General features: G+C 72.4%; 17 protein-coding genes and 1 pseudogene. 9 read left to right on the top strand and 9 right to left on the bottom strand.

The genetic code is table 11. The features are described from left to right. Positions 1-164: 164 nt before the first annotated feature. Entirely contained in the window at positions 165-683 is a 519-nt protein-coding gene (locus ACFUO4_RS30485; protein ID WP_079310330.1) for a DUF2231 domain-containing protein, read from the top strand. Positions 684-812: 129 nt separating this feature from the next. Here ACFUO4_RS30485 and ACFUO4_RS30480 read toward each other — a convergent pair whose 3' ends face one another. Then, positions 813-1,328, bottom strand: coding sequence for a universal stress protein (locus tag ACFUO4_RS30480; RefSeq protein WP_383490908.1), 516 nt, complete (start codon positions 1,326-1,328; stop codon positions 813-815). 1,080 nt (positions 1,329-2,408) lie between these two features. Here ACFUO4_RS30480 and ACFUO4_RS30475 point away from each other — a divergent pair. Continuing rightward, positions 2,409-3,062 (top strand): annotated as a pseudogene (locus ACFUO4_RS30475) (cation-transporting P-type ATPase); the annotation flags it as partial. Between the two features lie 134 nt (positions 3,063-3,196). On the opposite strand, the gene ACFUO4_RS30470 reads toward ACFUO4_RS30475, so the two are convergent. Together ACFUO4_RS30470 and ACFUO4_RS30465 are read right to left on the bottom strand one after the other, a co-directional pair. Then, positions 3,197-4,693, bottom strand: coding sequence for a sensor histidine kinase (locus ACFUO4_RS30470; RefSeq protein ID WP_383490906.1), 1,497 nt, complete (start codon positions 4,691-4,693; stop codon positions 3,197-3,199). Beyond that, complete coding sequence (locus ACFUO4_RS30465) at positions 4,680-5,360, bottom strand: response regulator transcription factor (protein ID WP_383490904.1); 681 nt, start codon at positions 5,358-5,360, stop codon at positions 4,680-4,682. Before ACFUO4_RS30465 ends, ACFUO4_RS30470 begins: the two co-directional genes overlap by 14 nt. Before the next feature lie 127 nt (positions 5,361-5,487). Here ACFUO4_RS30465 and ACFUO4_RS30460 point away from each other — a divergent pair, with 127 nt between their 5' ends. The 3 genes from ACFUO4_RS30460 to ACFUO4_RS30450 all read left to right on the top strand — a co-directional run bounded on the left by ACFUO4_RS30460 (position 5,488) and on the right by ACFUO4_RS30450 (position 7,788). Continuing rightward, a complete protein-coding gene (locus ACFUO4_RS30460) occupies positions 5,488-6,972 on the top strand; it encodes a hypothetical protein (protein ID WP_383490902.1) in 1,485 nt (494 codons plus the stop codon). Positions 6,973-7,184: 212 nt separating this feature from the next. After that, positions 7,185-7,340, top strand: coding sequence for a hypothetical protein (locus tag ACFUO4_RS30455; RefSeq protein WP_383490900.1), 156 nt, complete (start codon positions 7,185-7,187; stop codon positions 7,338-7,340). Next, a complete protein-coding gene (locus ACFUO4_RS30450) occupies positions 7,333-7,788 on the top strand; it encodes a hypothetical protein (protein WP_383490898.1) in 456 nt (151 codons plus the stop codon). Before ACFUO4_RS30455 ends, ACFUO4_RS30450 begins: the two co-directional genes overlap by 8 nt. A gap of 54 nt (positions 7,789-7,842) precedes the next feature. Here the strand turns inward: ACFUO4_RS30450 and ACFUO4_RS30445 are convergent, their stop codons facing one another. From ACFUO4_RS30445 to ACFUO4_RS30430, 4 genes are all read right to left on the bottom strand, one after another. Continuing rightward, the gene (locus ACFUO4_RS30445) at positions 7,843-8,721 is read right to left on the bottom strand and encodes a LysR family transcriptional regulator (RefSeq protein WP_383490896.1); all 879 of its coding nucleotides are present in this window, start codon (positions 8,719-8,721) and stop codon (positions 7,843-7,845) included. A 168-nt stretch (positions 8,722-8,889) separates the two neighbouring features. Beyond that, positions 8,890-9,750 (bottom strand): NAD-dependent epimerase/dehydratase family protein, encoded by an 861-nt coding sequence (locus tag ACFUO4_RS30440; RefSeq protein WP_383490894.1) that lies wholly within the window; start codon positions 9,748-9,750, stop codon positions 8,890-8,892. Between the two features lie 472 nt (positions 9,751-10,222). Then, on the bottom strand, positions 10,223-11,038 hold the full coding sequence (locus ACFUO4_RS30435; RefSeq protein WP_383490892.1) for a hypothetical protein: 816 nt from the start codon (positions 11,036-11,038) through the stop codon (positions 10,223-10,225). Between the two features lie 5 nt (positions 11,039-11,043). After that, the gene (locus ACFUO4_RS30430) at positions 11,044-11,433 is read right to left on the bottom strand and encodes a hypothetical protein (protein ID WP_383490890.1); all 390 of its coding nucleotides are present in this window, start codon (positions 11,431-11,433) and stop codon (positions 11,044-11,046) included. A 67-nt stretch (positions 11,434-11,500) separates the two neighbouring features. Between ACFUO4_RS30430 and ACFUO4_RS30425 the strand changes: the two genes are divergently transcribed. The 4 genes from ACFUO4_RS30425 to ACFUO4_RS30410 all read left to right on the top strand — a co-directional run bounded on the left by ACFUO4_RS30425 (position 11,501) and on the right by ACFUO4_RS30410 (position 21,784). Then, positions 11,501-15,952, top strand: a complete 4,452-nt coding sequence (locus tag ACFUO4_RS30425) for a CHAT domain-containing protein (protein WP_383490888.1) — start codon at positions 11,501-11,503, stop codon at positions 15,950-15,952. Positions 15,953-16,083: 131 nt separating this feature from the next. After that, positions 16,084-16,746, top strand: coding sequence for a DUF7019 family protein (locus ACFUO4_RS30420; protein WP_383490886.1), 663 nt, complete (start codon positions 16,084-16,086; stop codon positions 16,744-16,746). Between the two features lie 5 nt (positions 16,747-16,751). Then, positions 16,752-21,071, top strand: a complete 4,320-nt coding sequence (locus tag ACFUO4_RS30415) for a protein kinase (RefSeq protein ID WP_383490884.1) — start codon at positions 16,752-16,754, stop codon at positions 21,069-21,071. Then, positions 21,068-21,784 carry a hypothetical protein gene (locus ACFUO4_RS30410; RefSeq protein ID WP_383490882.1) on the top strand — a complete coding sequence of 239 codons (717 nt, stop codon included), beginning with the start codon at positions 21,068-21,070 and terminating at the stop codon, positions 21,782-21,784. Before ACFUO4_RS30415 ends, ACFUO4_RS30410 begins: the two co-directional genes overlap by 4 nt. Positions 21,785-21,857: 73 nt before the next feature. Here ACFUO4_RS30410 and ACFUO4_RS30405 read toward each other — a convergent pair whose 3' ends face one another. Together ACFUO4_RS30405 and ACFUO4_RS30400 are read right to left on the bottom strand one after the other, a co-directional pair. Beyond that, positions 21,858-24,098: a hypothetical protein gene (locus tag ACFUO4_RS30405; RefSeq protein WP_383490880.1), complete on the bottom strand. Its 2,241-nt coding sequence runs from the start codon at positions 24,096-24,098 to the stop codon at positions 21,858-21,860. A gap of 201 nt (positions 24,099-24,299) precedes the next feature. Further along, on the bottom strand, positions 24,300-25,031 hold the full coding sequence (locus ACFUO4_RS30400; RefSeq protein WP_383490878.1) for a hypothetical protein: 732 nt from the start codon (positions 25,029-25,031) through the stop codon (positions 24,300-24,302). Between the last annotated feature and the right edge of the window lie 376 nt (positions 25,032-25,407).

Below are 25,407 nucleotides of genomic sequence, written 5' to 3'. Positions count from 1 at the left end.
AACAACGCGCGGCGGCACGGCAGGTCCCCTCCGTCCCTGCCAACCGGGCCGGCTGGCCCCGCCGCCACCGTCACGGCCGGCGCTCAGAAGAAGCTGAGAAGTTGCTGTGCCAGGCTGGCGCGCGCCTTGGACACATCGGTCGACCAGCCTGCTGGAGGACTCTCATGAGCCTGATCAACGGACTGCCCGCGCACGTATTGCTCGTGCACTTCGTCGTCGTGCTGGTGCCCCTCACCGCGCTGGCACTCGCCGTCTGCGCGGTCTGGCCGAGCGTGGCACAGCGCATGGGCATCGTGCTGCCCTTGCTGGCACTGGTCACGCTCGTGAGCGTTCCGCTGGCCACACAGGCCGGGGAGTGGCTCGAGGAACACGTCGCCGACGACGCGCTGGTGCGTCGGCACGCCGAGCTCGGCGATGGACTCCTGCCCTGGGCCGGGGGCCTGTTCGTCCTGGCGGTCTTCGTCTGGTGGGCAGCCCGCGGCTCGGCATCGCCGGGGTCGGGCGCCTCGCGCGGCACGCGTCGGTCCGCGGCTCCGGTGCGTATCGCGGTCGTAGTCCTGTCGCTCGTCTTGGCCGTGGGAGCCTCCGTGGACGTGTACCGCATCGGCGATTCGGGGGCGAAGGCCGCGTGGCACGACGGCTTCTCCAAGACCGCGTCGAGCGGCGACGGGGACGCCGACTGACCCACGCTCCGCCGGCCGGGGCGCGGGTACGAGGGAGGAGCGGCCCTTGCGTTTCGAGTGCCGCGGTGTGCAGGGCCACGGGCGACCTGCTCTGGGTGCGCCCCTTGTTGCAGCGGGCATGAGTGCGATTCAGCGTCCCGCCCGGTGTTCCCACGCCGTCAGGGCGCCGTCGGGCGCCAGGACCGCGATCAGGTCAACTATCGCATGACCGGGCTGCTCGGACGCCGAGCGGCTCAGTCGTGCGGGACGACGGCGACCGGGCAGTGTGCGTGGTGCAGCGCGGTGTGCGCCCACCGGCCCGAGTTTCCAGGTCAGATGGGACGGATTATGGCGGCGGCCCACGACCACGAGTCCTCTGCGCGCCGCGGCGTACAGCAACACGGCCGCGGCCGGACCGGTCGAGACCTGTTCGGTGACGGGGACGTCGGGGAACTTGTCGCGCCAGGGTGCCAGCGTGGCCGCCAGCTGTGCCCGTTCCTCCGCCTGGTAGCGGCTGTCGGGGCGCCCGGCGGCCATCGTGTGCGGATAAGGCACCAGGCTGGACAGCGGCAGGGCCCGTGCGGCACGGACCCGCATTCCGCGTGGCTCGGCGGTGGCGAACGCGAATTCCAACAGGGCGTCGGGGGCCGGTCCCGGCTCTTCCACGCCCACCACGACCTCGTCGTTGTCCGTCGCGGAGGGGTGCCCCCGGCCGTCCTCGACGGCGGGGTCGCCCGCTCGGACAGTGACAGCCGGGCATCGCGCGCGGCCCAGGACGTGCAGACTGATGACGCGGTGGTCATGATGCGCTCCCGGTGCCCGGCTCCGGTCGGTCGGGCGGGATGCGGAAGACGGGGACCCGCTCGGCGATCCGGGCGAACTCCTCCAGCGGGGCCCTGCCGGTCCACCCGCAGTTGTGCCCGGGCGCCGGGAGCGAGCGCGAGATAACGCCGCAGGACCGGCGCGCGGTCACCAACCGCGACCTCCACCAGGCGCACGGCCCGGGCACGGGCATGCCGCAACACCACATGGTCCTCGGCCGCACGGACGTTGCGCACCCAGTTCGCGTCGTTGCCGAGCATCGCCACCAAATAGTGGTCGGCGACCACCAGAGGCAGAGAGACGAGCCGGCCCGTGCGACGCCCGGGCACCTTCATCGTGACCAGGCGCTGCGGTGTCAGCCCCGCCGAGGAGGCGAGCACCTTCTGCCGAATCATCACGCGTGCCAGGCGGCCCGGGCGGCCGCCGCGGTACATCCACCGGTCGAACCGGCGCAGCGGACGTGCGGAGTCGTCACGCCCCCTGGCTCACACCCGCCCCGAACAACACCGCACTCCCACACGCGGACGGGGAACCCCGATGTGGCCTGCCTGATCGTGAGCACGATGGTCCCCTCTCTGCTCCTGGCGGGGGCCGGACAGCCGACACCCCTCGTCCGTCAAACTCCGCCCCCTCCCATTCCGTCGGCTAGGGCCGGTCGGTCCCCCCGTCGACGGCATCCGGTCCACGCCGGGCGGCAACCGGCGACGACCCGTCCACGGCTCGGGTCCACCCTGTTCCAGGCGGCGAACGTGCCGGGTTCACCGAGCCGTTCGCGCGGGTTCGCCCACCCTCCGTCCGACGAGTGCACAGGCACCCGCGGGGACCGAACGGCTCTGCCTCGGGGTCTTACGCCCGCGTCCGCGAGGGCGGGCGGCGCGGATTCTTGAGGGATCACCGCTGCCTGTGCGCCGCCTCGGGCACCGCATGCGATCGCCGGTGCCGGGATCGCGACGCGAAAGGACGGACCCACGACGAGGCCACGGCCGCCCGCCACGCCCCCGGTCGCCTCGACGCCGTACGCCTGGCGGCATCATGACGACCGACGGCCTTGGGGTGCAGACCCTGGCCACTCGGGACGTCTACTCGGCCCTGGACACTTCCCCACGCGGCCTCACGCCCCCGGAAGCGGCCGCGCGACGGGAGCGGTACGGCGCCAACGAACTGCCCCGGCCCCGGCGCAGGGCCTGGTGGCGGGACCTCGTCGGCCAGTTAACGGACCTGTTCGCGGTAGTGCTGCTCGTCGCCTCCGCGATCACCTTTCTGGCGTACGGACTGCAGAATCCCCGGGACACGGGCACCTTGCAGCTGGCCCTGGCGATCGCCTGCGTGGTGCTGCTGAACGCGGCGATCGGCTTCTTCCAGGAGTACTCCGCCGAGCGCACCGCCGAGTCGCTCCAGGCGATGGTCCCGCATACCTGCCGGGTGCTGCGCGGCGGGGAACGGCAGGAGTTGCCCGCACGCGATCTCGTCCCCGGGGACGCGGTGTCGGCGGACTGCCGTCTCGTGGAGGCCCACCAGGCCTCGGTGAACAACGCCGCGTTGACGGGGGAGAGCGATGCGCAGCCAGAGCGTCTGCGGAACGTCCTTTTCGGCCGGGACCGCTCATGGCTCGGAGCCGTTCCGGCGGTGCTGCGCCACGATGACCGGCACGGCGGTCGTGCGGGGAAGCGGCCGGTGATCCTGAGCCGCGCAGGCCGGCGCGGGCAAGGACGTTATTTCTCGGCCGGGGTGGGGGATCGGGGGAGGCGTAGTTCGAAGCACGCCCCCAGGGTCCGGGGGGTGAGGGTCAGGGTGCCGTGGTGGCGGTGGGCCAGGTCGCGGGCGATGGCGAGGCCCAGGCCGGTGCCGCCGTGGTCCCGGGAGCGGGCGTCGTCGAGACGGACGAAGCGTTCGAAGATGCGCTCGGTGTGCTCGGCGGGGATGCCGGGGCCGTCGTCGTGCACGGTGAGGATGACCCCCTCAGCTTCAGTTCGGACCGTGATCTGGATGCGGTGCGTGGCGTGGCGGGCGGCGTTGTCGACCAGGTTGCGCAGCAGGCGTTCGTATTCGTCGGGATTTCCGCGCACGTATGCGGGGGCGGTGCTGTCGCAGGTGAGGGTCAACGGCCGTTCGGTGAGGGGGTATTGCTCGGCGAGCCGGCCGGAGAGGGCGGTCAGGTCGACGGTTTCGAGGTCGGTGGTGGTGGGGGTGCGGGTGTCGAGGCGGGCGAGGAGCAGCAGGTCTTCGGCGAGGGCCTGGAGGCGGCGGGTCTGCCGTGCGGCGGTGGTGGCCGCGGCGGGCCAGTCGGTGCGCTCCGGGTAGGCGAGTGCGACTTCCAGGCTGGTGAGCAGCGTGGTGAGGGGGCTGCGCAGTTCGTGGGCGGCGTCCGCGACGAAACGGCGTTGCTGGGCGGCGGCGGTGTCGAGGCGTTGCAGAGTGGCGTTGATGGTGGTGGCCAGGGCGGCGATCTCGTGGCCGGTCGCGGGGACGGTGACGCGTTCGCGAGGGTCGTTCGGGGTGACCGAGGCGGTGAGGACGCGGATGGCCTCGACCGGCCGCAGCGCGATGCGGACGGTGAAGTACGCGGCGGCGGCGATCAGTACGAGCCCGACGAGTCCGGCCCGCAGCAGCAGGCCGTCGGTGGTGCGGGTGATCGCCTCGGCCGTGTCGGGGAGCACGACCACATAGGCCCGTAGCGTGGCATCGGGCCGCACGCCCAGAGCGGCGGCTTTGTGGCCGCTCAGGTCAGTGGCACGGACATCGGCGTACAGGACCGGGTAGGTCCCGCCGGCCAGGTCGAATTCGTTCCCGGGGTCATAGTCGCGGCGCACGGGTATGCGCAGCGGCCGGACCGTGTAGGACCATTCCGCGGTGTCGTCCACGGGGGCAGAGGGCGCGGAAGGGGCCGGCAGCACATGGCGGGTGCCGTCAGTGAAGTTGTCCATGCCGCCTCCGGAGGCGACAGCGGAGCGTCGGCCGGTCGCGACGACCTCGTACGGCACGGCGCTTCTGCGTACGGGAACCACCCCGTCGTTCAACTGGTCGACGAGGGCGAGGAGATGCTTGCGGGCCTGTTCCTCGGCGATCTGCGTGCTCTGGCGGTAGACCTCGTGATGTACCCACCAGCCGATGCCGGTGAGGATCACGGCGGCGGTGACGGCGGCGGCCAGGGCCGCGCGGGCTCGTACCGAACGCGGCCACCAGCGGCGCCGCGGCTCAGTCGCGGTCACGGTCGTCCACCAGCCGGTACCCGATGCCGCGCACGGTCTGCAGGGACTGCCGGTGGAACGCGGCGTCCACCTTCTTGCGCAGGGCGCTGACCCGGGCCTCCACCAGGTTGGGATCCCAGGCTTCGTCGGGCCACGCGTGATACAGCAGATCCGCCTTGGAGACCGCCTGGCCCGCCCGTCGCGCGAGCAGTTCGAGTACGGCGAACTCCCGGGGGGTGAGTTCCACCCGGACCCCGGCCCGGCGACAGATCCGGCCGGCGACGTCCAGTGAGAGGTCGCCCACGGCGAGGACGGTCGGGGCGACCGTGGCGGCCCGTCTGACCAGGGCCCGCAGACGTGCGACGAGCACCACGTAGGAGAAGGGTTTGGCCAGGTAGTCGTCGGCCCCCGTGTCCAGGGCCTCTGCCTGGTCCCAGTCGCCGTCCTTGGCGGTGAGCACCAGGATGGGGGTGGAGTTGCCTTCCCGGCGCAGTTGGGCGCAGACCTTGTAGCCGTTGAGTCCGGGCAGCATCAAGTCCAGGACGACCAGGGCGTATTCGCCGGTACGGGCCATCCACAGCCCCTGCCGGCCGTCGTGGGCGAGGTCGACGCTGTAGCCCTCGGCGCTCAGGCCGGTGTGCAGGGTGTGGGCAAGGTCCATTTCGTCTTCGACCACCAGGATGCGCATGCCGTGCAGCCTCGCACAGCACCGGTCCGCCTTCCTGATCGGCCGGTCAGGTTGGATCAGCATCCGGTCAACGAGGTCCGTGCACGCTGACGGGGCTTTGCGCTCCCGCTGAAAGGACCCGTCGCCGATGTCCGTTGCCACACGTGGCCCCGCCCCGGCCAGAACAGTTTTCCTTCCCCTACGTCGACCAACGCCAAGCCGGGCCACAGCAGTTGTCGTCAGCGCGCCGTTGGCCCTGGCGATGGCGCTGGGGCTGTGGGGCATCCGCAGGCAGAACACCCTGTGGGGGGACGAAGCCGTCACCTATCAGCTCGCGCACCGCGACCTTGCGCAGATCTGGCTCACCGCCCGGCACGTCGACCTGGTCCATGCCGTCTACTACGCCCTCATGCACGAGATCTTCGCTCTTGCAGGCGGCGGGCTGCTGACTCTGCGGCTGCCGTCCGTGCTGGCAACATGCCTCGCGGCGAGCGGGGTCGGGCTCGTGGGACTGCGCCTCGCGGGACCTCGCGTCGGCCTGCTGGCGGGACTGGTGTTCCCGCTCCTTCCCCAGGTGCAGAAGTACGCGCAGGAAGGCCGCTCCTATGCCATGGTGTGCGCCCTGGTCACCTGGGCCACCTATGCGCTGGTGACCGGCGTCCGGCAGCGCACCCGGTGGCGGTGGGCGGTCTATGGCTGCACCATGCTCCTGGCCTGCCTGCTGCACGAGTTCGCGGTCCTCGCCCTGGCCGCACACGGCGTCACGCTCGTCGTCTCCCGTGTCCCACGACCGGTGCTCACGGCTTGGAGTGTCGCGGCCGCGGGCGTGGTGGCCGGCCTGTTGCCGCTGGCGATCCTCAGCGTGGGGCAGTCGGGGCAACTGTCCTGGATGGACGGGCCGGTGCGGCCCGGCTACTTCCTGCTCGCCGCGGTCGTGGGCGTGGCGTGTGCCCGGGCGCCTCTTGCGAGCAGGAGACCGGTGCGGCTTTCCACGCTGGCGGTGCCGATCCTTGTGCTTCCGGGCCTTGTGCTGCTGATCGCCTCGCTGGTGAAGCCGCTTTTCGTCGACCGGTACGTGCTCTACAGCGACATCGGATGCGCCTTGCTGCTCGGCGCGTTGATCGACTACTGCATCCGGCGTCCGCGGTTTCGCCGTACCGCGGGGATCGCGGCCGCTGCCGCACTGGCCGCACTCGTCCCGCTCAGCCTGGCGCTGAGAACACCCCAGGCCCGAAGCAACGACGCCACAGCCATCGCCGCCGCCGTACGCGACGAAGGCCGTCCTGGCGACGGGCTGCTCTACCTCTCCGGCCAACACCGCATCCTCACCGCGGCCAGCCCCGCGGACACCCGTCACCTGACAGATCTGGCCCTCGCCCAGGACCCTGTCTCGTCGAACACGCTGGCCGGTGTCGAGCTACCCGCTCAGGACATAGCGGCCCGCATGCTGGAGTTCGACCGGATCGTCGCCGTCCGCGCGACGGGTGCGCGCTCGCCGGCCGGTCCGCAGGAGGCGGCGAAGACGAGCACCCTGCGGCGCTACTTCCGGGAGTCCGCAACATCGCAGGTCAACGGGGCGCGGGTCACCGTCTATGTACGAGACCACGACGCGTCCGCGGAGACGGTTCCCTGATCTCCTTCCTTGCAGCCGGTCGCGAGGGGGATGACGGCGTCGATCCCGGGCCGTGAACGTGGACATCGTTCTGCGTTTGTCGTTCAAGATCGCCGAGGAGACGTTCGTCATCCCATGGGCCCTCGAGGCACCGCCGGTCGGCCATTTTCCGATGAACTCGATGGTGATCCGGGGAGCCGAGCCGGTTCTGGTGGACACCATGGGCGCCCGCGGTGCGCTCCCAGTGGCTGGAGGCGGCCTGGTCCATCGTGGATCCTCTGGACGTACGGTGGATCTTCCTCACCCGCGACGACCGCGACCACGCCGGCAACCTCTTGGCGGTCCTCGCCCAATGCCCGAACGCGACCCTGCTGACCAGACGTGGGTGACCGCACCCTGGTCGCCAAACGTCCACCTCTGTACGACAACCCCACAACGCGCGCCCTCTTCGATTCGAGGACCAGCGTTTTGTGGGCCGTCGACACCTTCGCCACCAACGTGCCCACCCCGATACCGGACGTAGTGACGTTGTCCACGGACGAATTCCGCGACGGCCAGTTCTTCGGCGGACGGCTGGTCTCACCCTGGGTGGCGCTGCTGGACAGCCAGAAGTTCCGGACGGTCGTGGACGACTTCCAACGCCTGAACGCCGAGGCCGTCGCCGGCTGTCATTGCCCGGTCCTGCGAGGCACCAAGATCTCCGAGGCCTACGACTTCCTTCGCCGGCTCCCCGAGATCCCTCCATGGACGGAGTTCACCCAGGCCGACCTGGACCAGTGGATGTCGGTCGCCGAGAGCTCGGTACCCCCCGAACAGCCGCGGCCGTCGGGGACGTGACGGTGGCCTCGGGGCATGGCCATACGCTGCACGTGGAGGGCGGGGGTACGAACATCAATACGGTCGAGTCCGGCCCAGAGTTCTCGCGGCCGCCTCGGCGAAGTCGTGGATGAGCGGGGAGCGGCGGGCCGCCACCCACGCCAGGGCCACTTCGTTGGGGCCGATGTCCGCCACGGGCACCGCGATCACGTCGGGGCGGGTGTAGAAGCCGGCGGTGGACGAGGGCAGTACGCAGATTCCGGCACCGGAGGCGACCAGCTCCAGCTTCTCCTCCACCTGATGGATCGCCGGGACCTCGGGGCGTCGCCTCTCACGCAGTTCCAGCGCCACGTCCCGCCACTCGGGTACGGCATCGGGGTCTTGGAGCAGGTGCTCGCCGGCGAGGTCGTGGACGGTGACCGACGCCCGGTCCGCCAGACGGTGTCCCGCCGGGAGCATGACGAGCCGGGGCTCGGTGAACAGGGGCCGCACCTGGAGGCCGTACGGGTCGATGGGCAGTCGTACGACGCCGATGTCCGCCCGGCCGTCGAGCAGTACGTCCACCTGGTCGTCCCAACTGGTGCGCAGCAGGCGTACGTTGACGCCGGGCCGGACGGTGGAGAAGGCGGCCGTGGCCGGGGTGAGGGTGATGCCGGGCATGAAGCCGATGGTCAGCGTGGGGGTGTCCCGCGCTGCGGCCTTCGCCCGCCGCAGCAGTGCCTGTGCCGAGGCGAGCAGCGGGACGGCGTCCTGCAGCAACTGCTCGCCGGCCGGGGTCAGCAGCGTGCCGCGCCGGTCACGGTCGAAGACCTCGACGCCCAGCTCGTCCTCCAGGCTGCGGATCTGCCGGGACAGCACCGGCTGCGCGATGTGCAGCCGCTCGGCGGCGCGTCCGAAGTGGAGCTCCTCGGCGACGGCCACGAAGTACCGGAGCTTTCGCAGGTCAAGATCCACCCGGACTCACCGCTCACTTCCTGTTCGTCTCCGGGGCGGCCCGCCGTCCTGGAGCGACTTCTCGTCGCCCCTGCGGGACCGTGAAACGAGTGGGACAGCCGGCTACCAATCTACCGAGAGGCGAGCCGGTGGCCTGCCGCCGCCGACACCGCCCCTTTCCCTGCCCGCTCACGCGCCGCCGGCAAGGACGGCCAGCGGGTCGGTGTGTACGGGGACCCACCCCAGCTCGGCCTCGGCGCGTGCCGGGGTGAGCTGCTGGTCCAGGGCGAAGGCGTCCGCGATCGGGCCCATCTGCTCGCGTGCCCGCTCCAGCGTGATCGAGACCACCTTGCCGTCCAGGCCGACCGAGCGGGCGACGGCCAGCGAGCACTCCTTGGCGGTCGGGTTCACCCCGCCCACGCCCACGTACACCGAACCGGGCTTCGCCTTGAGAGCGGCGACGTACAGCGTCGCGATGTCGTCGACGTGCACCAGCGCCCAGCGGTTCGCGCCGTCGCCGATGTAGGGGACGGCGCCGGCTGCCCGGCCCGGAACGCCGTAGAAGATGTCGATCAGACGGTTCTCGCGGCCGTACAGCAGACCAGGCTGCACCACGACCGGCCGGCCACCCTCGCGGGCGCGTCGCAGGACGGTGTCCTCGACGGACCTGCGCCAGGCGACCACGGACGGGGGGTTCCAGGGGGCGGTCTCGTCCGCGACCCCGTCGGTGTCGCCGTAGACCCAGGTGCCGCCGGTGTGCACATACGGGCCGGTGCCGATGCCGTCCTGCATGGCGGTGGCGGCGGCGAGGTCCTCGTCGCCGGTCTCGGCCTGCGCCAGGTGCACGACCGCTTCGGCGCGGGCCGCGGCCGCGTTGAGCACCCCGAGGTCGGCCAGCCCGCCGCGCACCGGCGTCGCCCCGAGGGAGCGGACGGTGTCGGCGGCGCGGTCGTTGCGGGCCAGCGCCTCCACGGAGTGCCCCGCGCGGACCAGCGCGCTGAGCGTGGCTTTGCCGAGGTATCCGGATCCGCCGGTGAGGAAGATCTTCATGGTGGGGTTCCTGTCATTCGTAGGCTGGTGCGTGCGATGACCAGCCTGATTCCAGGGGTGCCTCCCCGTCCAAGACCTCTTTCGACGCCGCTGATACCTGAAGGGCATCAGCGCCATGGAGTCCTTCGTCCTCAGGACCCGACGTTGTCCCGCAGGTCGGTGAAGCCGGTCTCGGTGTCACCGACGAAGGTGAGGGCCCCTCCACCGCGCCCAGATCCTCCCATCCCCGCTCGATGTCCAATCGCAGTCGTGCGGCCAGGGCTTCCAGGGACGGCGACAGGCCCGCGACCAGCCGGAAGGCTCCCGCCGCGTACTCCCACACGCTGGCTTGCAGGGCCGGGTTGCCCTTTCCGCCCCCATATCCCGCCGCCCGTCCCCAGTCCGGCTCCGGCCCGGGAACCGCAACCTCCGCCATGTGTTCTCCCCGTACCTGGTGTCCTGCCGTGAAACGTCACTCCAGAAGTTCGCCCCCTCAGGGCTGAGCGGGCGGAGGCTGCGTCGCCCTCAAGGTGAACGCCGCCTCCGTCGTCCGGCACAGCGCCTCCACCGCGTGCCGCAGCGCGCGCCATGACGCCAGGCCCAGCAGGACGCCGACCGGTGCCGCGGGCCACCACCACGCGCCGAGGACCGTGAACGCCGCGCTCCACACGAGGGCCTCGCACGCCGCGTCGTAGGCGTCGCGGGCCTCGGCCAGGGCGGCGCGGGGCGGGTCCTGGGCACCCAGGATGAGGGCGGTCCAGCCGGTGACGAGGTCGTCGCCCTGCTGTCTGATCGTCTCCTCGGTGCGATGGAAGCGGTCCCCGGACCAGGTGGGTGACCCGGGCCGGCCGTTCTCGAGGGCGGCGGCCCTGCGCACGTCGAGCCGGGCGGCCCGCAGTGCGTTGCCGTCGGCACTCGCCCGAAGGGACCTCCTGGCCAGCTCGTCCGGCTCCATCCAGCGGCGCCGCCGCCACCTGGTCACGAGATCGCCCACCGGCATCAGCCACCACGGCCAGGCCCCGGCGGCCAACGCCCCTACCCCGGAAGCGGCATAGGGCACCGCGAACGCCGCCGCGACGACCGGCACCGCGAAGAGCACGAGCGAGGCCGCGGTGTCCGCGGACGGACCACCGCCGCTCCGCAGCGCGTCGGCGATCTTCTCCCGTGCCAGGGACACGTCGTCCCAGTGGGCGTGCCCCAGCTCGCCGCCGCCGACGACCGCGACCACGAAGAACAGCACGGCGGGCAGCAGCCGTCGCAGGAACCAGCCGTCGGGTATCCGCTTCTGCAGCTCGATGAGAAGCCCCACCGCCGTCAGCCGCCCACCGGACGCATCTCGGCGCCGCCCAACGCACAGGCCGGGGTGGGGGTGGCGGCCCCGTCGCGCAACTCGATGCGGCCGCAACGGTTCTGCTTCGGACAGACCCAGCCGGACGCCCGTGGTCTCCGGCGGCCGGGCCAGTCGCCCACTCCCATCACGGCGGGCAGCCCCAGCCCGTTGGGGACCCCACCCGCCTTGACGGCTTCGTGCAGCTCGCGTACGGCGTTGCGCCAGGCGTCGCCGGCCGGATCCGCGTCCCGTACGACCGGCAACGCCGCGTCCCAGACGGCGTCGGGGACGAGTGGGCGCAGCTCCTCCGCATGCCGGCACAGGTACTCCACCGCGTCCTCGTACTGTTTGCGCGCGTTCGCCCCGTCCCCCACGGCGGCCTCCCTCAACGTACGGAGAATCACTGCCTTCTGACTTTCAGTCAGACTAATGTAACGATCTATGACCGAGCTTCGCGGCCGAGTGGTCTCCCGTCTCGTCACGGCTCAGAACACCCGCGATCCCGCGCCGTTGAGGGATCCGGAGGCGGTGGCCGACGCGCTGGCCCTGCTGCGGCAGGCCGCGCCCGCGCCGGAGGCGCCGGTCGATCTGGAGTCGGTCGTCCAGGTCTTCTGGACCTTCTGGTTCCGGCACCTGGGCGACGAGGATCCGGAGGCGGAGCAGAATCTGTCCGTCATCGTCGGCACCTTCGTACACCTGTGCCCGCGACTGCCCGCGGAAGCCGGGCTGCCGGAGGTCCTCGTGGAGCGCTTCGATCCCGCCGACCCCTCGAACGAGGCGAGCTTCGCCTACCTGGTGAGCAGGGCGCACGCCGACGCCGCGGCCACCGGTCCGCAGGAGGGGCGGCCCGCCGCGCTCGCCGCCGCGATCGCCTGGTCGGAATCGGCGTCCGAGGCCGTGCCCGACGAAGACCACGCCGGATTCCTGGAGTTGACGGTCCACGCCCTCGAACTCCACGTCGAGCGCTTCAAACTCCTGGCGGACCCGGACGCGCTGCTGGTGGCCGTGCGCTACGCCCGTGCGGTGTGCGCGCGTCTGAGTGCCCTCGCCCCCGCCGCTCTCGACCCCGCTCTCGTGCAGGCCGCCGCCGCGCCCGCCCTGCGCACCCTGACCGACACCTGCCGGCTGCTCGGCACGCCCCCGCTCGGCGTCGTAGAAGAGCTGATCGCGGCGCTCCCGCAGGGCACCCTCCTGCCGGAGACCGCCGAGGGACTGGGCCAGCTGCGCCACCTCCACACCCTGCCGGTCACCTGGCCCGGCGAGTTCGACCTGCGGGTGGGCTCGGTCATCGCCGATGCCGGTGTCTCCGAGAACGACCCGGGCCGCGTCGCCTGCGCCGTACGACGGCTGCGCGCCTCCCTGGCCGCCACACCCGCCCTGCACCCCGCGCGCCCCCAGGTCGTCACCGCCCTCGGCCGGGCCCTCGCGGCCCTCGCGGCGGCCCGCGAGGACGGCGAGACGGCCAGGGAGGCAGCCGAACTCCTCGCCTCCGTCGGCGCCTTGGACGACCGCCAACGGGACCTGCTCGACGCCTACCGGCAGTGGCAGGAGCTGAGCGCCGACACCGCCACCCCCGAAGACCTGGAGCGGCTGCTCCCCCTCCTGGACGATCTTCCCCTGAGTGACGAGCGGCGGGAGATGTTCGCCGCCTTCCGGGAACTGCAGGAGGCGAGCCGCAGCGAGGACCCGGCCGACCTGGAGCGGGCTGCCCCCCTCATCCGGCGCCTGGCCGAACAGGCCCGGCAGCAGGCCCTGCTCGACGGCACCCCCGCCGACATCGACATCGAACTGGCCTTCCTGTCCACCGGGTTCGAGCCCGACGACAGCGGCGACGAGCACATCGCCCGCTACCGCGCCGCCCTCGCCGCCCTCCCCGCCGACCGGCCGCATCGGTACGCCTACGTCGCCGTCCTGGCCGCGCTCACCGGAATGCGGGCCGAGGCACTGCGCACCGGCGCGCCCGCGCGGGCCGGGCTGTTCGAGGCCGAGTGCCGGGAGCTGACCGAGGAAGCGGTGGCCGCCGCCCCGGCCGGGTCCCCCGTGTCGGAGCTGCTGCGGCAGGGCCGGTTCGACGTCGCGCTGCCCGTCGCCGTCGCCTCGACCGAGACCGGGGCCGTACCGGATGCCGAACTGGGCCGCATGCTCCAGGTGTTGACCCGCATGGGCGAGGTCCGGCTGGAGGGCCCCGAGACCCTCGACGCCGACATCGCGGCCATCCGGGAACTGCGCGACCTCACACCCGAGGGCGACGAGATGCGCCCCTACCTCTCCGCCGTGCTCGGCAGCGCCCTGTCCGCCCAGAACACCCAGGCACCCGACTACGCCGCCCTCGAGGAGATCGTGGCGCTGCTGCGCGAGAGCCGTGAACACGGGGTCGACCTGCCGGGCGGCTTCGACCGCATGCTCGCGAACGCCCTCACGGTCCTGTCGTTCCGCGGCTTCGACGCGGAGGGCGCCCGGGAGGCCGCGGCCCTGCTCGCCTCCGCGGGGGCACCCTTCGGGCCGGAGATCCTGGAGGAACTGCGGCCGGGCGACCCGGTGCCCACCCAGACCGACAGCGAAGTGCTGGCGGCCCGCACCGAGTTCCACAACGCCCTGCAGAACTACCTCTTCGGCCATGAACCCGCCCAGCTGGAGCGGGCCCGGCAGATCGCCCGCCGGATGCGTGACGTCATCGAGGCCGCGCCCGCCACCGCCGAGCGGCCCTGGTACGACCTGATGGGCGACGTCTACGTCAACCTCGCCGACACCGTGGGACCGATGGGAGGTCGCCGCCCCGACCTCGACGACACCGTGGTCGAGGAATGCCGGGCGACCTTCGCACGGTGCGGTCCGGGACACCCGATGCGCGTGATGGCCGCGACGACCCTCGCCCGGGCGCTCGCACAGCGCGCCGTCGAGCTCCGGGCGACGGAGCCGGCGCGTGCGCAGGAGCTGTTCGCCGAGGCGGACGAGGTGAGCCGGGCGCTGTCGGCCGAGGAGCTGCCCGAGGGCGCCCCGTTCGACCTGGCCGCCGTGATGCGGTCGGCCCTGGACTTCTTCGCGCGGGGGCGCCTGCCGGACATGACCCCCGGCGCGGACGGCACTCCGCAGGACTTCCTCGCCGCCCGTCTCGCGCCCGTCCTGGGCCGGGTCGACGGCACCGCCGGACCCCAGGCGGGGCGGGACGCAGACGTCCCGGTGTGGCTGCGGGCGCACGGCGAGATCGGCGCCGCGGCCGGCGCGCTGGGCCGGCAGCAGATCGGCCAGGCCCTGGACCACCTCGAAGAGGCCATCGAGGCCATGGCCGCCCTCACCGACCGAGGCGCCGACCAGGCCTCGGCCGAGCACGGCCTGTCGCAGTTCGAGGGCGACATCAGAACGATCGTCGAGTTGATCCTGTGCAACGTCGAACTGCGTGACGTCGCCCCTCGCCTCCCGGAATATCTGAGGGCCGCGCAGGAGTCGGTGCGGGAACTGCAGGCGGGCCGCCTGCCGGGCGAACTCCCCGCCGTCGACCGCAGCCTCGTGGGCCCCGACGTGGACCGCGCCGCCGAACTCCTGGAACGGGGCCGCGGGTTGCTGCTGACCCGGCGGATCGAGGCCCGCGCCGACCTCGGCGAGCTGCGCTCCCAGCATCCCGGACTGGCCGAGGAGTTCGAGCGGCTGACGGCACAGATCGAGGCGCGGCCCCAGACGTCCGCCCCCGGTGACGCCGAGTGGGCCCGGCTCGCGGGCCTGCGCGCCTCCCGCGCGCTCGACGACCTCGTCCGGGACATCCGCACCCGGCCCGGCTTCGAAGGCTTTCTACGGCCGCTGACCGCAGGGGAGTTGAAGGGGCTCGCGGGCGACGGCCCGGTGGTCGTCCTCAACCACGGCGGCAAGCGCTACTGCCACGCCCTGGTCGTCACCGACCGGACGATCACCACCCTGCCCCTCGAAGTCACGGTCGAGGAGGTCACCGACAAGTCCCGGGAACTGCGGGAAGCGGTCGACGCCATCAACACGCAAGGCGGGTCCAGACCGTCCCCGCTCCAGCTCGTCGCCGCCGGGAACACGGTCCGCCGGACGCTGGACTGGACCTGGCACAAGATCGTGCGCCCGGTGCTGGAGGCGGTCGGCTGCGCGGACGCCGTCCCCGCCGATACCGAATGGCCGCGCATCTGGTGGGTGCCGACCGGAGCCTTCGGCGCCCTGCCCCTGCACGCCGCCGAGTGCCGGTCGCCCGACTGCGCGCCCGACGGCTGCGGCGCCGCGCTCGACGCGGTGGTGTCGTCGTACGTGCCAGGGCTGCAGACCCTGGCGTACACCCGGGCCCGCGCGCGGCAGCGCGGCACCGCCGAACACGGCAGGGCCCTGCTGATCGCCGCGGCCGAGGACGAGCTGCCCGGGGTCGTGGGCGCCGCCGACTACGCCTCCGGACTCCTCGGCGCACACCGGACACTGATCGGCCCCGAGGCCACTCGGGACGTCGTGCTCGGGGCGCTGCACGAGGCCTCCTGGGCGCACTTCGGCTGCCACGCGGCGACGGACCCCTCGGAGCCTTCGGGCGCCCTTCTCCACCTGCCCAGCGGCGAGCAGGTCTCGGTCCGGGAGATCTGCCAGGTCCGCCCGCGCGCGGCCCGGCTCGCCTTCCTGGCGGCCTGCGGCACCGCCCGCACCACCGAGCACCTCTCGGACGAGGCCGTCCACATCACGAGCTCCTTCCTGCTCGCCGGGTTCCCCACCGCGGTCGGCACCCTGTGGAAGATCGACAGCACCCACGCGGACCAGGTGACCCGCGCCTTCTACCGCCGTACGACGGCACCCGGCACCCCCGGCCCCGCCCGCGCCCTGCACGACACGATCCGCGAACTGCGCGAGCGCGTCCCCCACCCGCACATCTGGGCCGCGTACGTCCACGCGGGACCGTAGCGGCCCGCCCTCGGTGCGGGTCCGGCCGCCGCCGTCGCCGCACCCTCAACTCCCTTCGCCCGCGCACCCCATGGCCCGTACCCGGTCGTGATCGATAGGCTGGGAAGGTCGATACCTGGGAGGATCCGGCAGTGTCGCCGAGCTACTACGTGTACATCTCCGACAGCAAGGTCGACATGCTGTTGCCGCAGATCGACCCCGGATTCGGGGCCAGGCGGCAGACGGAGGTGGGCGTGAACCTCTCCGTGCTGTCGGCGAAGCGCACCACCGAGGGCCCGCCGAACGACCGGATCACCCGTCTCGAAGCGGTCGTCCGCCACCTCCACGACCATGCCGACCTCGGCACGGTGGACGCACCCGGCCAGTACTTCTGGGGATCGCTGCCGATGCGCTGGGGCGCGTACCGCGACGACCCCGCGTCCTCCCTGGTGTTCTTCGGCGGGCGCACCGAGCACACCGTCCTCGCCCTGGGAGGCTCGTACCGGCACGTGTACGACCACGTGCCGGACGCCGAGGCGCACGGTGTGGGGCGCTCGATGATGTCCTCCATGCTTGACGGCCTCGGGATCACCTCCGACCTGGAGGACGAATACGTCGCCGACGCGGTGGACGGCGACCTCGACCACGTCGATCGCGCGGCGCTGGGCCGCGTTCAGCGAGCCGTCGAGCGACTGCGCTGGCCGGCACAGCACGTCGAGTTCGTGGCGAAGCGGCTGCTGCACGGCGAGAGCCCGGACGGCACCGGCAGGTCGGTGCTGCTCGGAACACCCCTGTACGCCGCCGTGGTGGACTGACGGCGATGGCCACCTGGCGCCGCGGGGACGTCATCCTGGACCTGTACGAGGTCCTGGACGTGGTGCGCAGCGGCGGCCTGGGGCTGGTGCACCGGGTCCACCACCTGGGCTGGGACATCGATCTGGCGGTGAAGACCCCGCGCCCGGCCGTCATCCGCTCCCCGGAGGGGCTCGGGGACTTCGAGCGGGAGGCGGAGGTGTGGGTGGGGCTGGGCCTGCACCCGCACATCGCCAACTGCGTCTACGTGCGCACCCTGGAGGACGTCCCCAGGGTCTTCGCCGAGTGGGCCGACGGCGGCAGCCTCGCGGAAGCCGTCCGCGACCGGACCCTGTACGGCGATGATCCGTTGGCGGCGCTGCTGGACGTCGCGATCCAGGCCGCCTGGGGTCTGGAGCACGCGCACGAGAACGGCGTCGTGCACCAGGACGTCAAGCCCGCCAACGTGATGCTGACCCGGGACGGCACGGTCAAGGTCACCGACTTCGGCCTGGCCCGGGCCCGTGCGGCCGGGAACGCGGAGCCGTTCGTCAGCCGGGGCGGCCTGGACCCCGCCTACTGCTCGCCCGAGCAGGCACGCTCACCTTCCGGGCTCACCCCGGCCACGGACGTCTGGTCCTGGGCGGTCACCGTGTTCGAAATGCTCCTGGGCGGGCCTCCGGTGCGGGACGGGACCACCGCCGGCGACGCCTTCGACGACTTCGCCCGGTCCCAGCCGCCGGGCGCGATCCAGCGGGTGCCGGCCGAGATGCTTGACGTGCTGCGCGAGTGCTTCGCCAAGGACCCCGCCGCACGCCCCTCCCGGCTCGGCCCGCTCGCCGAGCGGCTGGTCGAGGTGTACGGGCGCGAGTTCGGCCCCTATCCCCGCCGCGCCCCGTCCGCCGCCACCCTGCTCGCCGACAGCCTCTCCAACCACGCGCTGTCCATGCTGGACCTCGGCCGCCGCGACAGCGCCGAGGAGCTGTGGACCCGCGCCCTGCGGGCGGACCCCCACCACCCGCACGCCCGCTACAACCGCGGACTGCACCGCTGGCGGACCGGTGTGATCACCGACGCGGAACTGGTGGACGAGCTGGAATCCGTGCGGTTCGGCGACCCCGACGACGGCACCTACCTGCTGGCGCTGGTGCACCGCGAGCGGGGCGAAGCGCCCGCCGCGGCCGAACTGCTGCGGGACGCGTCCAGGCGGATGCCCCACGACCCGCAGATCGCCGCCGCACTCGCCTCGGTGCAGGACGCGCCCGCCCCGACCCAGTGGGTGCTGCCCGGGGAACACGACGACCCGATCACCGCCCTCGCCCTGACCCCGGACGGCACCACGGGAGTCTCGGCGGACGGTGCGGGCGGACTGCGGATCTGGGACCTGCCCGCGGGGGAGTGCCGCCAGGAGCTGCACCTGGACACCTACCGCGCCAAGACACTCGCCGTCCGCGACGACGGACGCGTCCTGGTCGTCGGCGGCGACACCCGGCGCGCGTTGGCGCTCGACTTCGAGACCGCCACCGGCTTCGAACTCCCCGGCCACCCCAGCTGGGTGCTCGCGGTCGCGCTGACGGAGGATCAGCGGCACGCGGTCACCAGCGGGTACGAGGGCGAGGTCGTCACCTGGGACCTGGAGACCGGCGAACCCGTGGAGGTCCGGCAGTTCGGGAGCAGGGTCGACTTCCTGGGCGCCCGGGGCAGACTGTGCTGCCTCGTCGACCACACCCGCCGGACGACCTCCGTGCACGACGTCCGAACCGGCGCACTGGTCCACCGGTTCGACCACGCCTGTCTGAGCGTGCGGTTCACCGACGACGGCCGGCTCGCCGCGGTCACCGGCGGCAGCCCTGACGTCCTTCTGGCCGACGTCGGCTCCGATGCGGCCCCACGGGAGCTCAAGACCCGATACGGCCGGACAGCCCTGAACACGGACGGCACGGTCGGCTTCTCCAGCGGCGGACGCGCCGAGCCGTCACGGGTGTGGGACCTCACCACGGGCCGCTGCCGCCTCTCCCTGGAGTCCACCCCCGACGCCCAAGATGTAGTGCTCAGCGCGGACGGACACCGCGCTCTCACCGCCGAGGGCAGGACGGTGCGCGCTTGGCACCTGCCGCCCGCCGGACCACCGGCCCCCTGGAGCTACGTCCGCCCCCACCAGGCCGGGGACGTCACCGCCGCCGCTGTCCGAGCGGCCGAACTGCTGGACCAGGCGGCGACGCACGGCGCGGCCGGACGGCTGGAGGAGGCGGCCGAACTGATCCGCGCCGCCCGCGCCCTGCCCGGCCACCGGCGCCACACCGACCCCGTACGCCTGTGGCGCCGGCTCGGTGCCCTCGGCCGCCGTAGCGCACTCGTCGACGCCTGGTCCGCGGGCCGGATCACCCCCGACGACGACCGGTCCTGGGCACTGGCACTCAGCGGGCGCAGTCCCACCGCACTCGCCCGCGCGGGCAACTCCGAAGCCTGGGTCTTCGACGTGGAGACCGGGGATCTGCTGCACACGCTCAGCCTGCACACCGGACACCTCAACGCCCTGGCGATGACCGCCGACGGCCGGCTCGCGGTGTCCGGGGGCGAGGACGGCCGGGTCGTCGCCTGGCAGCCCCGCGACCGGCGCATCGTCCAGCTGTTCACCAGCCCCCGCGACCGCGTGTACTACGTCGCGGTCAGCGAGGACGGCCGGGTGGCTCTCTCCGGGACCGCCGACGGCGTCGTCGCCGCCTGGGACATCCCCAGCGGCCGGTCCCTCGGACGCTGGGAGGCCCACCCCGGGGCTGTGCTGGACGTGGCCGTCAGCGCCGACCACCGGTACGGGCTCTCCCGCGGCCAGGACGTCACGGTGAAGATCTGGGACCTGCACGCAGGCGAACTGCGGTGGGTGCTGGGCGGGCACGAGGAGTGGATCGGTGCCGCACGGCTGAGCGAGGACGGCCGCTATGTCGTCACCGGCGGCGCCGACGCGACCGTACGCGTCTGGCGGACCGCCGACGGACAGTGCGCGGCGGTGCTCACCGGACACACCGACGCCGTGGTCGACGTCCTGCCCGGCGCGGACGGCCGGCACCTGCTGTCCTGCTCCGCCGACGGCACCGTCCGGCTGTGGGACGTCGCCGCCACCCGTTGCGTCCATGTGCTCACCGGACACACCGCCGCCGTGCGCAGCCTCGCCGTCACGCCGGACTTCCTCCTCGCGGCGTCGGGCGGAGAGGACCGACAGGCACGCCTGTGGGACCTGACGGCCGGCCGGGAACTGCGGGCGTTCACCGGCTTCTCCGACGCGGTCACCGACGTCGCGCTGGCCCCCGACGGCGCCCTGCTCCTGGCCGGCGACGAAGGCGGCCGCCTGCTGACCTGGGCCCTGGACTGGGAGTACGACTTCGGCTCGGCGACCGGAGTGCTGCGCGCGGAGTCCGAGCCCGTGATCGAGGAGCTGCGGGCCGAGGTCGCCGTCGAGCTGCCGTCCCGTGACGACAGCCGCCCGGCGCTCATCGAGGCGATGGCCCGTATCGGCGAGCGGCAGCGGCGCGCTGTCACCCGGACCCTGGAACTCGCCGCCGAACTGGACAAGGTCCCTTCCCGCGACGACACGGGCTACCGCCTCTACATGCACTCCGTGGCCGAGGACCTGGCGAGCCGGGAACGCGACAAGACGCCGGGCACGGCCGAGGCGTTCACGCTCCTGCTGAGACCGGAGGAAGAACTCAACCGGTCCGAGACCTTCTGGGCCAACCACTTCGCCGCTCAGCTTCAGGACGACCTCGACATGCTCGCCGAGGCCGCGTCCCTCCTGCACCGCGAGGGCGATCCGGTCGCGGCCGAGCGGACCTGGCAGCTCGTCGTCGACGTCCGCTCGCATCTGTGGGACGCCGGGTATGTGGAGACGCAGCGCGCGATGCTCGGCTGGGCGGCCGTACTGGTCGATCTGAACCGGCAGATGGAAGCCCTGGCCCTGATCCGGGCGGTGACCGCGGAACGCGAGCGGGACCTGGGACCGGACCATCCGGCCACCCTGGAGGCGATCGCGGCCCTCGCGTCCCTGCTCACGGACAGGGGCGAACTGGACGAGGCCGAGCGGCTGTACGACCGGCTGGTGCCCTTACTCGTGCGGCGCTACGGCCCCGACGGCCCCCACACCCTGGAGGCCCGGGTGGGACTGGCCCGAGTGCACCGCCGGCTCGGACGGCACGGTGACGCGGCGCAAGCCCTGCGGGAAGTGCTGGCGAAACGGCGGCTGCATCTGGGCGAGCAGCACCCGGACACCCTCGCCGTCCAGGCCGAACTGGACAGCCTGCCCGGCCCGGTGCCGCCCAGGCCGACACGGAGGGGATGGAGGAGAAGGCGATGACTGCGGACCGGCCCAGCATCGGGGCCCTGATCACCGGCAAGGCCTTCATGGCGGAGGTCGGGGCCTACTTCCCCCTCAGCATGGCCCTGCGCGGTGACGCGTTCGAGGCCGTGTTCATGATGCGGGAGAGCGACCTCGGGCACCGCACCAGCGGGCCCTACTCGCCCGAGCGGCTCCCGTCCGACGCGATGAACTGGGCCCAGCTGCGGACGGGGATGGGCATGGCGGGCCACTTCCCCTCCTTCCGGATCGAGGCCGGCGGACACTGGCCACGTATCCACGTCGCCCTGTCGGGCACCGCCGTCCGCGGTCTGATCGTGATGCCGGAAGAGGTGACCGCGGAGGCGGTGAACGCGCCCTACCTCGGCAAGTGGCAGGACCAGGTCTCCTCCGACATCAGGATCGGGCTGGACCACCTGGCCGGTTGGCTGAGTTCCTGTCAGCACGAGGCAGGCGGCCCGCAACCGTCCATCGACCTCGACCTGGTCTACCGGCCGTTCGACTACGAGGCGAGCCTCGCCAGGTACGAACAGCGGCTGCGCGAACTCATCCCGCCGGTGCGCCCGGTCCTCGAACTGCGGTGGCGCTCGGCGACGCCGGCCCAGCGCAGGGCGTTCGTGAAGAACCTGAAGGGCGCCCGCAAGAGCGGCTCCCGGTCCGACCGGCGCTGGAACTACCCGCTCGGCGGCATCGAGGTGGAAGTGCCGCGCTGACACGGCGCGACAGCCACCCGACCCTCGCCACCCGCAGCGAGCGGCGCGCCGGGTGTCGGCTCCTCGGCGGCGGTCACCAGTCGGGGGGCAGGTAGTAGTCCGTTGTCGAGCCCGGGCCTTCGACTGTCTGGCGGGTGCACAGTCCGGCGAGTGGATGGCTGTCCGGCAGCACGGAGAGAAGCCTGGTGAAGATGGCTCGTGCGGTATCGGTGTCTCCGGAGCGGGCGGTCCACAGGCCCAGCTGGTAGTCGGCGCAGTGGGTGAGTTCGTGGTCCTGCCCCACGACGCGAGCGCAGTCGGCGCGGGCGGTGGTGGCTGTGGCCAGGGCCTCTTCGGTGTGGCCGGCGTGTCCCAGCATGGCGGCGAGCTGGACGGTGCGGGTCAGGGTACGCGGGTGGTCGGCGCCGTAGAGGACCGCGGAGCCCTCGATGACTTCCTTCTGCAGGCGAAGTCCGGTCTCGCGGTCACCGTTTCGGGTCACCCGGTCGGCCAGATTCCAGCGGGTGTCGTTGGTGAGGGCGTGGCGGTCACCGAGGAGACGGGAGGCATCGTCGTCGAGTTCGCGCCAGGCGCGCTCGGCGGCCGACGGCCCGTCGGCTTCCGCCCAGCAGGCCACTTCGAAGCGCAGACCCAACACCTGGGGGTGCTCCGGTCCCCAGAGGGTCTGTCCGGCATCGAGGAGTTCCCTGGCCATCGCGAGGGCATCGGCGGCCGATCCGAGGTGGCCCGTCCAGCGAATCAGGTTCCGTCTGGCTCGGATCGTGGCCGGGTGGATCCTTCCGTGGAGTTCCAGGAGGCCTTCGTATCCTTCGGTGGCGAGCGAAACCGCCCGGTCGAGGTCCCCGGACTGCCCGGTCCACCAGGCCAGTTGAAGGGTGAGTTCGAAAACGTCGTCCGCAGCGGCGTCCGGTGGCGCGGACCGCAGCGCCGCTGTGAGGGCCTCGATCGCTTCGGAATGCCGGCCGGCGTTGCCGGATATCTCCGCGAGGCCGATCGCCCCCGTGAGGGCGCCTGCGTCGACCGCCTTGCGGAAGGCGGATGTCGCGGCGTCCCACTGGGTCCGTTGCAGGGCGGCCCAGCCGAGGTCGACGCAGGTCGCTGCGTCGGCGTGAGCGATGAGCGTGTCCCAGACGGGCTGGGGGATCTCAAGCGTTCCGCGTTCGGAGTCGATCACTTCGGGCAGGTAGTCGAAGACGCGGTAGCCGGTGCCGTCGTGGTGGGGGAGCAGGAGGCTGCTGCTGGCGAAGATCGGTTGTGTCGCCCAGGCCAGCGCGGATTCCCAAGGCTCGGGATGAGCACGGGCGCCCCCGAGGGCGAGCAGGTGGTGTTCGTGGAGGTCGCGCAGCACCGGAACGGGGACGTAGGCGGTCCAGCCCGCACAGAAGGCGTCGGCCGCGGCGGCCACCAGAGCTGCACCGCGGGAGTGATCTCCCTCCGGGGAACGGGCGTCCCTCCAGGTCGCGAGAAGCCGCGGCCCGGCCGCCAGGAACTCGGCGATTCCGTAGGTGCCGGATGACTCGATCGCGCGGGCGATGCGCTCGTCCTCCAGATGGCCGGACGCCCGGCGCAGCTCTGCGGCGCTCCACCGCCGGTCGAGCCGTATCTCGTGGGCGAGGCCGAAGACGGCCGCCGCCCCCTCGGGAACGGGGGAGGTCTCGATCCCACGGAAGCGGGCCCGTTCGTGGGCGCGGATCGTGGCCACCACCAGCACCCCCGGCCTTCCGACGATCACGTTCCCGATCAAGTGGGCGAGGGCGCTTCCCGAGGTCAGATAGCGTTCGAGATCGTCCAGCCAGATCACCGAGGGCCGCATGGACTCGGCCGTCTCGAAGGCGGCCGTCAGGTTCGCCCCACTCTCGGGATCCGGGATGAGCAGACGGTGGGTCGGGCATGTCTCACGCAGTGCCTCGAACGCCGCACGCGACTTTCCCGCGGTCGAGTCCCCGACCAGCAGGACGAACCGCCGCGAGGTCAGGGCCGCCTGGATCTCGGCGCTCTTGTCCCTTGGGATGAATGCGGGGAACGCGTCACCGCCCGCGCCATGGACGCGTACGACTGACAGATCGTCGATGTCGCGGACGCGAGGGACCCTGCCGTGCCGGGCGACGACCAGCCCGCGCTCACGCGCCGTCGGTGCCTCCAGCAGCCGGCTGCCCCGCAAGGACGCCACACCGGCCGCGGCCCCCACCCCGGCGACCAGGACCGCGCCCACTCCGGCGGGAAGCTCCGTCTTGGCGAACGCGGCGGCCACCGAAGTCACCACAGCCGCGCCGACGACGAGCCACCAGCCCTTGACACAACCTCTCCGCCCCACCACGACATGAGACCAAACCGCGTCGCCCGGCGATAGGGCCGAAGTGTCGGCGGGCCACCGGCATCCCTGCCCCTGACCGTACCGGCCGGGCGAACGTTGCCGGACGCGGCACCAGGCACGAGCGTGGACGGCGACCACGCGCCCGTGGAAAGTCCAGCGCCCTGGGGAGCAGCGCCACCTTGCTGCTGCCTGCCGGCAGGGTCACCCGATGCAGAGCACGAGCAGGCACAACTCCGGCGGCGACGTCGATGCCGGTGTGGAACCGGTCTGGGAGGTGCCCGGGTCCGTGCTCTCGGTCGGTGCGGGCGCCGAGGGCTGCGCCGCAGTCGTACCGGTGGGGTCCTGAGCGTTGTCGCCGGGAGGGGAGGCGGTGTTGTTCGGCTGCGGAAGCGATGTCGTAGCCGGGGCGGGGGGTGCGGCGGCGTCCGTCCGCGCGCTCGGCGGTGTGCTGCGGGAGGAGGCCGCCAGGGCCTGCCGCCTGGGGGCGTCCGAGGCCGGGGACGCTGTCTCGGAAGTGCCGGACGACCGGTGGGGGGTGGACGACGCGGGTGTCGGGCGGGCGTACGCGGGCGTCTGCTCCTTCACTCCGCCCATGCTCTGCTCGTCCGGTGCGGTGGCCGCCCTTGCCTGGTCGGGGGAGCTCCGGTCCATCGCGGTGAGGGTCAGGCCGCCTCCGACGAGTGCGACGGCGGTGGCGACGGCTGCCCGCCGTTTGTTCTTCTTCCAGCGGGCCAGCTGGCGACGCCGGGCGGCTCGTCCTTCGCGCACTATGGGTACGTCTCCGACATCAGTGGCGGCGCCGTCGGGGGCGTCCCAGGCGGCGCCGTCCTCCTCCTGGCCCGGCAACGCGCCGTCGTGCCATGTGTCGAAGGCCGAGGCGCCGTGGACGGCATGTGCGGGCGGCGCGGCGGTTGTCGCCGACTGCGCACCCATACTTCCTGCTGCCGGCGGCGCGATGTCAGGGGCGTAGGCGCCGCACCCGGGACACACCAGGGCGCCGTTGAGATGGCGTCGACACTTGGAGCAGTAGTCCATCTGCGGTGTTCCGGTCCTTCTGGGTCGGCTGTACCGTCGGCCCGCGTGGCCACGGCCTGTGCGCGTTCGCACGGGAGGTTGGCCAGTCACGCTAACGATGGATTCGATCTCCTGTGTGCAGCCTGTGTGATGCTCCTGCACGGATTCTTCGGGCATCCCCTGCAGGCCGCGCGTCCAAAGCCGCCCGCGCGGCCGTCAGATGCCGCCGGCCGTGCGCGCGGGGGTGCTGAACGCGGCCGAGTGAGGCGGGCATCGCAAAGCCCGGTTCGCTGTC

The organism is Streptomyces sp. NPDC057280, from assembly GCF_042668605.1.
GTDB lineage: Bacteria > Actinomycetota > Actinomycetes > Streptomycetales > Streptomycetaceae > Streptomyces.
Note: the sequence above shows the minus strand (reverse complement) of the source record. Positions and strands in the feature narration are given on the sequence as shown.